The organism is Flavobacterium sp. ACAM 123, from assembly GCF_000264055.1.
Taxonomy (GTDB): Bacteria; Bacteroidota; Bacteroidia; order Flavobacteriales; family Flavobacteriaceae; genus Flavobacterium.
This window is the reverse complement of the sequence record NZ_AJXL01000036.1, coordinates 1-12,842: the sequence shown is the minus strand read 5'-3', so window position 1 is coordinate 12,842 and position 12,842 is coordinate 1. Positions and strand designations below refer to the sequence as shown.

Genomic DNA, 12,842 nt, shown 5'->3' with positions numbered 1-12,842 from the left:
GCATATTCCCGATTTATAATCGTATTTTTGCCAAGTTTTTGACACAACTACAATACAAACAACAACAGCATGAATCAAACGAAATATATTTTTGTTACTGGCGGTGTGACTTCTTCTTTAGGGAAAGGTATAATCGCAGCATCTTTAGCAAAATTGTTACAAGCACGAGGATATCGAACGACGATCCAAAAGTTTGACCCCTACTTAAATGTTGATCCGGGTACTTTAAACCCCTACGAGCATGGAGAATGTTATGTGACGGATGATGGCGCTGAAACTGATTTAGATTTAGGACATTACGAACGTTTCTTGAATGTTCCTACTTCTCAGGCAAATAACGTTACTACAGGTAGAATTTATCTTTCGGTTATTGAAAAAGAGCGAAGAGGAGAGTTTTTAGGGAAAACCGTTCAAGTCGTACCTCATATCACCAATGAAATAAAAGATAGAATGCAGTTGCTTGGGAACTCAGGCGATTATGATATTGTTATAACTGAAATAGGAGGAACAGTAGGGGATATCGAATCCTTGCCTTATATCGAGTCTGTTCGCCAAATGGTTTGGGATTTAGGGGAGCATAATGCTATTGTGATTCATTTAACGCTAGTGCCCTATCTAGCTGCTGCAGGAGAATTAAAAACGAAACCAACACAGCATTCCGTAAAAACTTTAATGGAAAGCGGAATCAAAGCTGACATTTTGGTTTGTAGAACGGAGCATGAAATTTCAGATGAGATTCGCAATAAATTAGCCTTGTTTTGTAACGTAAAGAGAGAAGCAGTAATTCAGTCTATCGATGCAGCTACTATCTATGAAGTGCCTAATTTAATGTTGGAAGAAGGTCTCGATGTTGTCGCGTTAAAGAAATTGGACTTGCCTAAAAAAGCCGCTCCAGATTTGAAAAATTGGAATACTTTTTTGCGAAGAATAAAAAACCCAAAACACTCTATAACGATCGGTTTAATTGGGAAGTATGTAGAAATGCAGGATTGTTATAAATCGATTTTGGAGGCTTTTATTCATGCAGGAGCTTCAAATGAGACTAAAGTAAATATAATTTCAATTCATTCGGAGTATCTTGATGCTTTAAATGTTGAAGATAAATTAAAAAGTCTTGATGGTATCCTTGTGGCGCCCGGTTTTGGGGAGAGAGGAATTGAAGGAAAGATAGCAGCAGTTCGTTATGCACGTGAAAATAAAGTCCCTTTTTTCGGAATTTGTTTAGGCATGCAAATGGCGGTTATCGAATATTCCAGAAATGTTTTAGGGTATGCTGATGCCAATTCGACCGAAATGAATGAGCACACGGAACATCCGGTTGTAAGTTTAATGGAAGAGCAAAAGAATATAACTGATAAAGGAGGGACTATGCGTTTAGGAGCCTGGAAATGCGATATTAAGGCAGATTCATTAGCGTACAAAATATACGGACAACTAACAATTTCTGAGCGTCACCGTCATCGTTATGAGTACAATAGCGCTTATGTTGACGCGTTGCAAAATGCAGGACTGAAAGCGTCAGGAGTAAATCCAGACACCGGGTTGGTTGAAATTGTGGAATTGGAAGACCATCCTTTTTTCATAGGTGTACAGTACCATCCAGAATACAAAAGTACCGTTGCAAACCCACATCCTATTTTTGTGAATTTTGTAGCCGCTGCTGTAAAAGCAAAAAAGAAATAATTTCAGTATATCAAAAAGATAATGAAATCTAACTTTTGTTTGTCGGGAAACGATAAACAATGAAACATAAATAATTTTTAGTATAATGGAACAGAAGAAATTTGACCCGAATTCGATAATTGGCTTTGTATTGATTTTTGGGATATTGCTTTGGATAATGTATCAAAATCAACCAGATCCAGTAGTAATTGCAGCTGAGAAAGCGCAAAAGGAAATGGTAGTGCAGGAAGCTAAAGCGAAAGAATTGAATGATAAAGTGGTTGCGGAAGCTACAGTTGCTGTTGCTACCACCGGAGATTCTACACAACTAGCGCAATTGACACAAAAACTTGGAGATTTTGCTTATTCAGCTACGTTGCCGTCAGCTAAAGAAGGTTTTACGACGATTGAAAATAAAGTAGTTAAGATAAGAATTGCTAATAAAGGGGGGTATATCGTTGAAGCCACATTAAAAAACTTTCAAAGATTTAAAAAGGGATCAGGAGAATTAGTAAAGTTGATCAAAGACAGCAATGCGATGTTAAATGTGCAATTGCTTACAAGCGATAACCGTACTTTAAACACAAAAGATTTATTTTTTGAACCTAATCTAACAAAATCAGGATCTGATCAAGTGCTTACCATGCGATTAAAAGCAGGTGCAAACGAGTATTTAGAATATAAGTATGTTTTGAAGACAAATGATTATATGTTAGACTTTGATATTCAATCACAGGGATTGAGTAAAGTATTGAATACATCTAAGCCATTAAACCTGGAGTGGAATTTGAAAACGTACACTAATGAAAAGAGTACGAGCTATGAAAATCGTTATTCTGAACTATACTATGAGCATGAGGATGGTAAAAGTGATTATTTAGGTTTAGGAAATGACGAAGCAGATATAGTTAACGATGTGTCTTATGTTGCTTATAAGCAACACTTTTTTGCTTCCATTTTATTGACAGACGTGCCATTTGCAAAAGCGGAACTGTTTTCAAATAACTTAGTTAAGGATGAGGCAACAGATACGATTTTTACCAAGCAGTTTAAGGCCGTTGTTCCTTTAGCATTCAAAAACGGGGAGATTGATCAGAAAATGAATTGGTATTATGGTCCTACGGATTATGATTTATTAAAGGGTTATGGAAAAAATCTAGAGGACATCGTTGCTCTGGGTTGGGGTATTTTTGGTTGGATCAACCGCCATGCGTTTATACCGATGTTTGGCTTCTTAATTTCGTTTATTCAACATGGTTGGGCCATTATATTGTTTACGGTATTGATTAAATTAGCGATGTCTCCTATTACTTATAAATCATTTTTGTCACAGGCAAAAATGAAAGTTTTGAGACCTGAAATTAATGAGCTTGGAGAAAAATTCAGTAAGGATCCAATGAAAAAGCAGCAGGAAACAATGAAGCTTTATAATAAAGCGGGTGTGAATCCTATGGCAGGTTGTATACCGGGATTGATGCAAGCACCTATATTTTATGCTTTGTTTCAATTCTTTCCTTCGGCAATAAGTTTGAGGCAAAAAGGATTTCTTTGGGCAGATGATTTATCTTCTTTCGACTCCATTTATGAGTTACCATTTCACGTTCCGTTATACGGTAATCACATTAGTTTGTTTCCTATTCTGGCTTCAATAGCTATTTTCTTTTATATGAAAATGACAACTGGAGATCAGCAAATGGCAGCTCCTACACAGGAAGGGATGCCCGATATGGCCAAAATAATGAAAATAATGATTTATGTGTCACCATTAATGATGTTGTTTTTCTTTAACAGTTATGCTTCTGGATTGAGTTTGTATTATTTTGTATCTAACACAATTACAATAGGGATAATGCTTGTTATCAAGAATTATATTATTGATAGTGATAAGATTCATGCTCAAATTCAAGAGAATAAGAAAAAAGAGCCTAAGAAACAAGGTAAATTCCAACGTAAATTGCAGGAAGTTATGGAACAGGCCGAGGCTCAAAAAGCAAAAGATAAAAAGAAATAGTAAATTCTAGTTCATACAAAAAACTCCCAATTCGGGAGTTTTTTATTTTTAGTAAATTATGATTTTTTTTGATATCGATGGTATATTCAGCACAGTTCAATTGCATAATACTTATTATCACGTCATCTCCAAGAATCTAAGTAGTCTATCAGTATTAGACTTGAATGATTCAGACTAAAACATAAATTTATTTGATATAAAAAGTAGCTATAGTAATTTTTTAAGAACAGGAATTGCTTCATAGGGACAACATGGTGCAGCAATTGCAATAATATATAAAAATCTGTTAGTAGCGTTTTTAATTTTTAAGACTTTATTAATCGATGAGTAATTTTAGCATAGTAAATATTTCTTTTTTTGTTGAATTATCTGAGAGATCGCTTCTTGACTCCCTTTGGTTTTATAGTAGTGTCGTTAGTAGGATTCGATTTGCTTTGCTATATCTTAGCGTTTAATTCTGTGTGAAAATTATAGTATTTGTAGTGATACGATGCATATTTAAATTCAAGTGGATATTAAAAGAACCTAATAATTCAGGTGTACAGCAGTTTAAATCTAAGAAGTTACGGAGTGGTCCTAAGTTTAAAAAAGCAAAATATCAAAGCAAAATAGTAGTACTGCTTCATAAAAAAAAAGCTCCCAATTTGGGAGCTTTTCTGTTTTAAATAGATTCGTTTTTTAAAAAGTAGGTAGTAGCACTTTGTCTAGAACATGAATGACTCCATTAGAACATTGTACGTCAGTTGCAATGATAGTGGCTTTTCTGGCTCTTGCATCTTCAATTTTGGCTCCCCCTGCCAATAGGACTTTAAAGGTTTGAGGAGTTTGTAGCGTAGCAACAACTTGCCCTTCTGTTAAACTTGCAGCTAGGATATTTCCTGATACCACATGGTACTGTAGCACTTTTGTCAAATTTGCAGCAGAAACGCTTGCTATTCCTCCAGGGGCTAACTCCGTATTTAAAGCTGTAAAAGCAGCGTTAGTAGGAGCAAATACTGTAAACGGCCCTGTTCCTGATAAAATGGTTACGAAATCAGGTTGACCTGCTCCCGTTAAAGCCCCAACTAAGGAAGTAAAATTAGGATTGGCAGTAGCATGAGTTACAATAGTTGGCAAACCTATAACGTTATCGACAAGATGTATAACACCATTAGAAGCCATGATGTCAGCATTTGTAACTGTTGCAACACCATTAAGCATTACCTTACCCCCAGCTGTGTTTACAAACATACTTAAGGGGTTTGCGGTCGAAGCGCTTCCTTTGGCCAAAGTTTTGATATAAGTAGTTGTTAAATCTGTGGATTTTACAGAACCGCTAACAACGTGGTTCAGTAAAATTTGCGTTAAAGCAGCTTTTGGAACATCATTTACGGAGGCGTATCCGGCTGATGAAAGGAAAGCTGTAAATGCTGCATTGGTCGGTGCGAATACAGTAAACGGTCCGCTTCCTTGTAAAGTAACTGCCAGCTCGGCTTTTGTCAATGCTTGAACCAAAATACTCAAGTCAGCTGTTTTTAATGCGATTCCTGTGATTGTATTGTCTACAGGAGGAGCAGTAGTGTTATTGTCATCATCACTACAGGAGGTTGCAAAGATAAATAAAATGACAAGCAAAGTAAAAATTTTCGTTTTCAATAATGTTTTCATGATTTTTATGTTTAATTTGTTTTTTCTAAATTAGGCATTATTTTTAAAATTTTTGTTAAATTTTTATTTATAAATGATAAACAAAACATAAATTTATGATTTTTTTTTAAAATGTTTATCTTTCATAGATTAGGGTAATTGACTTATTAGTACTCTTAAAATCAATTATATATGTTTTGTTGTTAATTTTTTTATTTATCAAATATGAAACAAATGTTAAAGCTGTTTTAGTAGGAGTTCTTCTAGCGTCATCAAAGTTTTCTTTTTTAGTGCGTATGTCATTTGATTATAAAAATGAAAAGTAGTGGGATGAAAACAGCTTGATGAAGAGTTGGATTTATTCAAATGTTATTTAGGGGCTTTAATAAGGATTGAGAAATAATAAAATAAATAGTAAAATCGTTTACAGATAAAAGCGGTAATTTTGCTTCATAATAATAGGCTTAAATTATACAATACAATGAAAGATTATAAATTTTGTTCCCTTCTATTTTTAATGTTCTCGTGTCATATCATAATCGCTCAGACAGATTATAATAAGATTGATGAAAAAGGGAAAAAAAATGGAGTTTGGAAAGGGTTTTACCAAGATTCCAAAAGAACCAGATATGAGGGAACTTTCGAACATGGAAAAGAAGTTGGAGTTTTCAATTTTTATGATGATACGAAAGCAAAATCGATAATAGCCACCAGAGAGTTTAATTCCACAGACAATTCAGCCTATACTATTTTTTATGATCAAGCCAAAAATAAGGTGAGTGAGGGGAAGGTAGTCAATAAGTTGTTTGACGGGCAATGGAAGTATTATCATCAGGCTTCGAAAACCGTTATGACTGTCGAAAATTACAAGAATGGGAAGTTAGAAGGCATGCGGTCTGTTTATTACCCCAGCGGTAAAATTGCTGAAGAAACCACTTATAGGGACAATGTAAAAGACGGTGTTTATAAAAGTTTTTCTGAGAACGGAACTGTATTGGAAGAATCGAATTATCAGAATAATGAATATAACGGACTAGTTACTTTTAAAGATCCTAAAGGTAACGTCGTTTCAAAAGGGGATTTTTTAAACGGAAAGAAATCGGGGATTTGGCAGTTTTTTACAAGTGGCAAACCAGTCAATGAAATTAACATGAGTACTGCTGGAAATGCAGCAAACTCAAAGGGTAATTAAGTGTATCTATGAACAGTTCTTGTGATAAAAACATTGTAACTTTGCAGTCTTGTAAAAATTAATAAAGAGAATAAAATGAAGCGAGTTGTAGTAGGACTTTCTGGTGGGGTGGATTCAAGTGTTGCCGCATATTTGTTGCAACAACAGGGATATGAGGTGATAGGTCTTTTTATGAAAAATTGGCATGATGATTCTGTTACCATATCAAATGATTGCCCATGGCTGGAAGACAGCAATGATGCATTGCTAGTTGCTGAGAAATTAGGAATCCCGTTTCAAACGGTTGATTTAAGCGAAGAGTATAAGGAGAAAATAGTTGATTACATGTTCAATGAATATGAAAAAGGACGTACTCCCAATCCAGATGTCCTTTGTAATCGTGAAATAAAATTTGACGTTTTCATGAAAATTGCTTTAAGCTTGGGAGCGGATTATGTAGCTACAGGTCACTATTGTAAAAAAAGTGAAATCGAAGTCAACGGCGAAACGGTGTATCAATTACTTGCCGGTGCAGACAATAACAAAGATCAATCGTATTTTCTTTGTCAATTGTCACAAGAGCAATTATCTAAATCTTTATTTCCTATAGGTGAATTAACTAAGCCTGAAGTACGTGAAATTGCAGCACAAATGGAATTAGTAACTGCCGAAAAGAAAGATTCTCAGGGTTTATGTTTTATAGGGAAAGTTCGTTTACCTGAATTTTTGCAACAGAAATTACAGCCAAAAGGAGGGGAGATTATCCAAATTGATAAAAACGATTCTATATACACCGTAGAAGAGCGAGAGGGATTGTCTACCGAAGAATTATTATCAGTAGCGTCGAAAAAAGTTGCCTATACACCAGATATGGGAAAAGTGGTAGGGAAGCATCAAGGCGCCCATTATTTCACGATTGGTCAACGTAAAGGACTGAACGTGGGAGGAAATAAAGATCCGTTGTTTATTATTGCTACTAATGTAGCTACTAATACAATTTATACCGGTTTAAGCAGTCAACATCCGGGTTTGTTGAGAAAGGGCCTATTTATAGAAAAATCTGAAGTACACTGGGTTCGTGCGGATATGACTTTGGCTAACGGCGAACAAATGGAAGTTATGGCAAGAATACGCTACAGACAACCGTTGCAAGCAGCCACTTTACATCAAGTTGAAAACGGAATGTATGTGTCTTTCCAGGAATCGCAATCAGCTATCACGGAAGGGCAGTTTGTTGCCTGGTATATAAAAGATGAATTAGTTGGTTCGGGAGTTATTTCTTAGATTAGTACTTCATTTGTAAAATAAATGATAAAACAAATTTTCACCTAATTCATGTATTTTGTTATATGAGTAAATAGTTGAATGTATTGTTTTGTCTTATGTAAAAGTCGATTATGAAAAATATCTTTTTGTTCTTATTGTTATCTCTTAGTGCAGTAGCTTTTTCTCAGGAAGATGCTTGGGTTTATTTCAATGCTAAATCGAATCAGCAGTCGTATTATGAATCACCTTTACTGATGCTTTCTCAAAGAGCTTTAGAAAGAAGAATAAATCAAAATATTGCAATTGATTTTAAAGACGTTCCCATTACTCCTTCTTATATAAGTGAAGTAAAATCCATTATGGGGATTACTGTTATGGCAAAATCAAAATGGATGAATGCAATCCATATTCGAGGGACTCAAGCAGTGATAAATTCGTTAAAAGGATTCACTTTTGTGGATAAAGTGGATTTTGCTAACAAAACATTGAATCAAGCGGGTAAAACCGCGAAGGTATTTAAGCAAAAAGAACAAGGGAAGACTAGAAAGACAAAAATAAATTATTCTTACGGCAACTCTGAAAATCAAATTAAGATGCTTCATGGTGATGTATTGCACCAGCAGAATTACACTGGAGTTGACAAGGTAATAGCTGTAATGGATGCAGGGTTTTTAGGAGTAAATACAACACAGCCTTTTCAAAGACTGAGAGAGAATGATCGAATTCTAGGAGGTTATGATTTTGTGTTGCGAAAATCAGATATATATACTTCTGATTCTCACGGAACGAGCGTCCTGTCCACTATGGGAGGTTACACGGTAGGAAAATTGGTGGGAACTGCTCCAGACGCATCCTATTACTTGTTTATCACCGAGGATGTCAGAAGTGAGAATCCAGTAGAGGAATCACTGTGGGTTGAGGCGGCTGAAAAAGCGGATAGTTTAGGTGTAGATATCATTAATACATCTTTGGGATACTTCGAATTCGACAATGCTGCTTACAATCATACTTATAATGATATGAATGGAATTACTGCTTTTATCTCCAGAGGAGCTGAAATTGCTTTTAGCAGAGGAATGATTGTTGTCGCATCTGCAGGTAATGAAGGAGGTACTTTGAATCCTCATATTGGAGCACCGGCTGATGCTGTGTCTATACTAGCAATTGGAGCTGTCAATTCAGGAGAAACAAGAGCTTCTTTTAGTTCTATTGGTCCGAGCTATGACCAGAGGATAAAACCGGATTTAATGGCACAAGGTGTGTCCACTGTTTTATCGAATCAGTTTGGTGATGTCGTAACGGCAAATGGAACGTCTTTTTCTGGGCCTGTCATGGCTGGTATGGTTGCTTCTTTTTGGCAAGCATTTCCCACAAAAACGAATAAAGAAATTAAAGCATTAATCATTCAATCTGCGAATAGGTTTACTGCACCCACAGCTCAATATGGTTATGGTATTCCTAATTTTAGCGTAGCTTTAACTCTTTCTGTAAAAGATCTTGCTAAGAATTATTTTATGATTTATCCTAATCCAACATCCGATTATATTTCGGTTCGGTTTCCCGAAAGCTTTAATAAAGGAACGGTTGTTTTTTATACCATTTTAGGACAAAAAGTTTTAGAACGAGAAGTGAGTAGTCCAGTAGATACTTTTTCATTAAAATCATTAAACAATGGAATTTACATTTATAAAATTGAATCGGATACTTTTTCGAAAACCGGAAAAATTATAAAACAATAATATTCAACCTACTAAATGAATGAAATTACAAAACTTTTTAATATAAAATATCCTATTATCCAGGCAGGAATGATTTGGGTAAGTGGACATAAACTTGCAAGTGCAGTTAGTAATGCAGGAGGATTAGGATTAATCGGAGCGGGATCTATGTATCCGGATGTATTGCGCGAACATATTCAGAAATGTAAAAAAGCAACTTCTAAACCTTTTGGAGTTAATGTTCCTATGTTGTATCCTAACATTGAAGAAATCATGAAAATTATTGTTGAAGAAGAAGTGAAAATCGTTTTTACCTCGGCAGGCAATCCAAAAACATGGACACCCTATTTAAAAGAAAATGGAATTACGGTAGTGCATGTAGTTAGCAGTACTTTATTTGCATTAAAAGCGCAAAGCGCGGGCGTTGACGCTATAGTCGCAGAAGGTTTTGAAGCTGGTGGTCATAACGGAAGAGATGAAACTACTACTTTTACGCTAATTCCGATGGTAAACGAACAAATAAAAATTCCTGTTATTGCTGCAGGAGGAATTGCAAACGGGCGGGGTATGCTTTCTGCGATGGTATTGGGAGCAGATGGTGTTCAGGTAGGCAGTAGGTTTGCGGCATCGATGGAATCATCAGCACATGATAATTTTAAGAAAACGATACTAGAAACCAAAGAAGGAGGTACGCAATTGACATTAAAAGAGTTGGCTCCCGTCCGGTTAATAAAAAACAAGTTCTTTCAGGACATTCAAAGTTTATATGAAAAATGTCCAACAAAGGAGGAGTTAGTGACGTTATTAGGTAGGGCAAGGGCAAAACGAGGGATGTTTGAAGGCGATTTAGTTGAGGGTGAGTTGGAGATTGGTCAAATTGCCGGACTGATACATGAAGTGAAATCGGCAGAAGGAATTGTTTTAGAAATGATGGCAGAATATAATAAGGCAAGAAAAGAAATAGTAGCTCTTGATTTTTAATTATTGAACTAATGACAAAAGTTAAATTATATGTAGTGTTGCTGTTCTTAGGAGTTGGTTTACAACAGGGTTACGGTCAGATTTATAAATTCAAAACTTCAGGGGTAAGTGTTTTGGAGAAAAACGAAAGAGGAAAATGGGGAAAATGGTCTGACTTAAATTTAGTAAATGTGTTAGTGTCGTTAGATACCGATAAAAGTAGAGTTGTTATTTATTCCCAAATTATTCAATTGTTTGAAATTATAGAGTATGAGGCAACTGAGGAAAATGATACAGATATTGTCTATTCCTTTACCTGCAAGGATAATAATGGCGATGATTGTACTCTTTCCATCATAACCAGGAAACAGCAGGATAACAGAAAGCAACTGTATATTAATTACGGAAATAGAATTATTGTTTACAATATTTTTAATTTATAAACATAAATAATGTAAAATTGAGTTTTGGTTCGATTCGAACTATTTTCAACAGATTTGGAAAAAGTACAGATACAATATTAAAATGTATAAGATTAAGCGATCGTTGAATAGAGTCAATTCTATTCATAGTCGCTTTTTTTGTATCCTATTTTTTTTATTGGGTTAATTATCCTACTGGTGTTTATGGGGTCAAAAGTACCGGGGTTTAGTCATGGCTTTAATTGCAGCCTTTTCATATAATACCAAACGAATTTTTGTTTTAGTCCAAGTCGTTTTGGTATAAGAAGTCAGAGAATGCTAAAATTTAAAAAAGGCCATTTAGTGTGAAACAGTCTACGATTATGGTTAACTATTAATTCTTCATCTGTTTGGGAATTAGACCTAAGAATCTATTTAAAGTAGCTTTCTTAAGTCATAGTACACAATTATAAAAGCGCTTGCTACGCTGGTCAGGTCGGTCGTCTTTTTATTTTTTTTTAAAAATACAGAGTGATTTTTTGAACCGCACTGTGCTTCGTTTTTCCTTCCAGTTCGGGCCGAAGCTTGAATTTTTGAAGGTGTTTTATCTCTATTTTCTTTCTGAAACTAAGCTTATTTCAAAATTATATTTTTTAAATATATACTAACAACCCTATTTTAATTAGGGTTAATTTATTTTTTGGTATTTTTTAAGGTATTTTTTGGTGTTTAAAAGTGATTTAAGGTTAGTACATACTATAAATTATAGGGTTTATTTTAAAAAATGAATTATGGATATAATATTTTTACATTGTTAAAAATAGGAATTTCTTGTTTTTTGAAGTGATTTTTTGTAATCGATAATTCTTTCCAAAACAAATTAAAAAGTCATTATTTATTGATTTAAGTAGAGCAAAAGTTGATAAATTCGTTCTAATAAAAAGTTGAAATCACGTATAAAATAAGCTTCAAACAACCAAAATAATAAATAACCAAAACAAAATGATGATGAAAAAAGTAAATTTTAATTTTAGCTTTAACTTTGACCGGGAGCATAACATTTGCACAGAATACTCCATTAGAAATTTCAGGTTCTGCAGATGTGTATTATAAATATGATTTTGCTAAGAAAGAAAACATAGGGACTAGTTTTGCAACTGATCAAAATTCAGTTTCTTTAGGAATGCTAGACATTGCTCTTAAAAAGACGACCGGTAAAGCTTCTTTCGTAGGTGAGATTGCTTTTGGTCCAAGAGGTCAGTTTCAATCTATCCCCAATGGTGACGGAACTGATGGAAATTCTTTCCATATTCAAAACTTGTATGCAACTTATGCTGCTACGGATAAATTAAGTTTCACAGCGGGTTACATGGGTACGTTTATAGGATACGAAGTGATTTCTCCCTTAGCTAACTTTCACTATTCGACGTCCTATTTGTTTACTAACGGACCTTTTCAAAATGCCGGAGTTAAAGCAAATTATACAATTTCTGATAAAGTAGGTATTATGGTTGGTGCTTTCAATGACTCTTGGAATTCTTATAAAGCAGATCCGGTTAAAGGTTTAAATGCATTTGGAGCTCAATTATCATTTGCCCCTGCAGAAGGTGTTAACGCGTATCTTAATTTTATGGATGGTTCTGTTAGTGGAACTATAGTTGATTTAACGGCTTCATTCCAGCTTTCTGAAAAATTTAAATTAGGTTTAAACGCTGCTGATTTTTCAAATGAAGGTGAAGTAGGTTACACAGGTTTAGCTTTATATCCCGCAGTGGATGTAAGTGATAAATTTAGTTTGGGTTTGCGTGGGGAGTATTTTAAATTTAAAGAGGGTTCTGGGGATAATTCAGTGACAGCCTTAACATTTTCAGCTAATGTAAAAGCGGGAGGATTGACTATTATTCCTGAGTTTAGATTGGATAATGGCTCAGATGAAATATTCGAAAAATCAACAGGTAAGCCAACAAAATCTGCATCTCAATTTGTTTTAGCAATGGTTTACGGATTCTAAATTTATATTTTTTTTT

9 protein-coding genes are annotated in these 12,842 nt (G+C 34.7%); 8 read left to right on the top strand and 1 reads right to left on the bottom strand.

Annotated features, from left to right (window positions below; genetic code table 11):
• The first annotated feature begins 69 nt into the window (after window positions 1–69).
• Window positions 70–1,683: a CTP synthase gene (locus tag A3SG_RS0108530; protein ID WP_016989615.1), complete on the top strand. Its 1,614-nt coding sequence runs from the start codon at window positions 70–72 to the stop codon at window positions 1,681–1,683.
• A gap of 85 nt (window positions 1,684–1,768) precedes the next feature.
• Window positions 1,769–3,673 carry a membrane protein insertase YidC gene (gene yidC / locus A3SG_RS0108525; protein ID WP_016989614.1) on the top strand — a complete coding sequence of 635 codons (1,905 nt, stop codon included), beginning with the start codon at window positions 1,769–1,771 and terminating at the stop codon, window positions 3,671–3,673.
• A 678-nt stretch (window positions 3,674–4,351) separates the two neighbouring features.
• On the opposite strand, the gene A3SG_RS0108515 is transcribed toward yidC, so the two are convergent.
• Window positions 4,352–5,320, bottom strand: coding sequence for a fasciclin domain-containing protein (locus A3SG_RS0108515; RefSeq protein WP_016989612.1), 969 nt, complete (start codon window positions 5,318–5,320; stop codon window positions 4,352–4,354).
• A 460-nt stretch (window positions 5,321–5,780) separates the two neighbouring features.
• Between A3SG_RS0108515 and A3SG_RS0108510 the strand changes: the two genes are divergently transcribed.
• The 6 genes from A3SG_RS0108510 (at window position 5,781) to A3SG_RS0108485 (ending at window position 12,826) form a co-directional block, all read left to right on the top strand.
• Entirely contained in the window at window positions 5,781–6,491 is a 711-nt protein-coding gene (locus A3SG_RS0108510; protein WP_016989611.1) for a toxin-antitoxin system YwqK family antitoxin, read from the top strand.
• A gap of 75 nt (window positions 6,492–6,566) precedes the next feature.
• The gene (mnmA, locus tag A3SG_RS0108505) at window positions 6,567–7,754 is read left to right on the top strand and encodes a tRNA 2-thiouridine(34) synthase MnmA (RefSeq protein ID WP_016989610.1); all 1,188 of its coding nucleotides are present in this window, start codon (window positions 6,567–6,569) and stop codon (window positions 7,752–7,754) included.
• A 113-nt stretch (window positions 7,755–7,867) separates the two neighbouring features.
• Entirely contained in the window at window positions 7,868–9,475 is a 1,608-nt protein-coding gene (locus A3SG_RS0108500; protein WP_016989609.1) for a S8 family peptidase, read from the top strand.
• A 15-nt stretch (window positions 9,476–9,490) separates the two neighbouring features.
• The gene (locus A3SG_RS0108495; protein WP_016989608.1) at window positions 9,491–10,435 is read left to right on the top strand and encodes an NAD(P)H-dependent flavin oxidoreductase; all 945 of its coding nucleotides are present in this window, start codon (window positions 9,491–9,493) and stop codon (window positions 10,433–10,435) included.
• 11 nt (window positions 10,436–10,446) lie between these two features.
• The gene (locus A3SG_RS0108490; protein WP_016989607.1) at window positions 10,447–10,857 is read left to right on the top strand and encodes a hypothetical protein; all 411 of its coding nucleotides are present in this window, start codon (window positions 10,447–10,449) and stop codon (window positions 10,855–10,857) included.
• A 1,000-nt stretch (window positions 10,858–11,857) separates the two neighbouring features.
• A complete protein-coding gene (locus A3SG_RS0108485) occupies window positions 11,858–12,826 on the top strand; it encodes a porin (protein ID WP_016989606.1) in 969 nt (322 codons plus the stop codon).
• Window positions 12,827–12,842 lie beyond the last annotated feature (16 nt).

What these genes read in the sequence shown, in the direction of transcription:
- A3SG_RS0108515 (WP_016989612.1), bottom strand. Translation starts at nt 5,320, where the DNA reads ATGAAAACATTATTGAAAACGAAAATTTTTACTTTGCTTGTCATTTTA.
- A3SG_RS0108490 (WP_016989607.1), top strand. Translation starts at nt 10,447, where the DNA reads ATGACAAAAGTTAAATTATATGTAGTGTTGCTGTTCTTAGGAGTTGGT.
- yidC (WP_016989614.1), top strand. Translation starts at nt 1,769, where the DNA reads ATGGAACAGAAGAAATTTGACCCGAATTCGATAATTGGCTTTGTATTG.
- A3SG_RS0108530 (WP_016989615.1), top strand. Translation starts at nt 70, where the DNA reads ATGAATCAAACGAAATATATTTTTGTTACTGGCGGTGTGACTTCTTCT.
- A3SG_RS0108500 (WP_016989609.1), top strand. Translation starts at nt 7,868, where the DNA reads ATGAAAAATATCTTTTTGTTCTTATTGTTATCTCTTAGTGCAGTAGCT.
- A3SG_RS0108510 (WP_016989611.1), top strand. Translation starts at nt 5,781, where the DNA reads ATGAAAGATTATAAATTTTGTTCCCTTCTATTTTTAATGTTCTCGTGT.
- A3SG_RS0108495 (WP_016989608.1), top strand. Translation starts at nt 9,491, where the DNA reads ATGAATGAAATTACAAAACTTTTTAATATAAAATATCCTATTATCCAG.
- mnmA (WP_016989610.1), top strand. Translation starts at nt 6,567, where the DNA reads ATGAAGCGAGTTGTAGTAGGACTTTCTGGTGGGGTGGATTCAAGTGTT.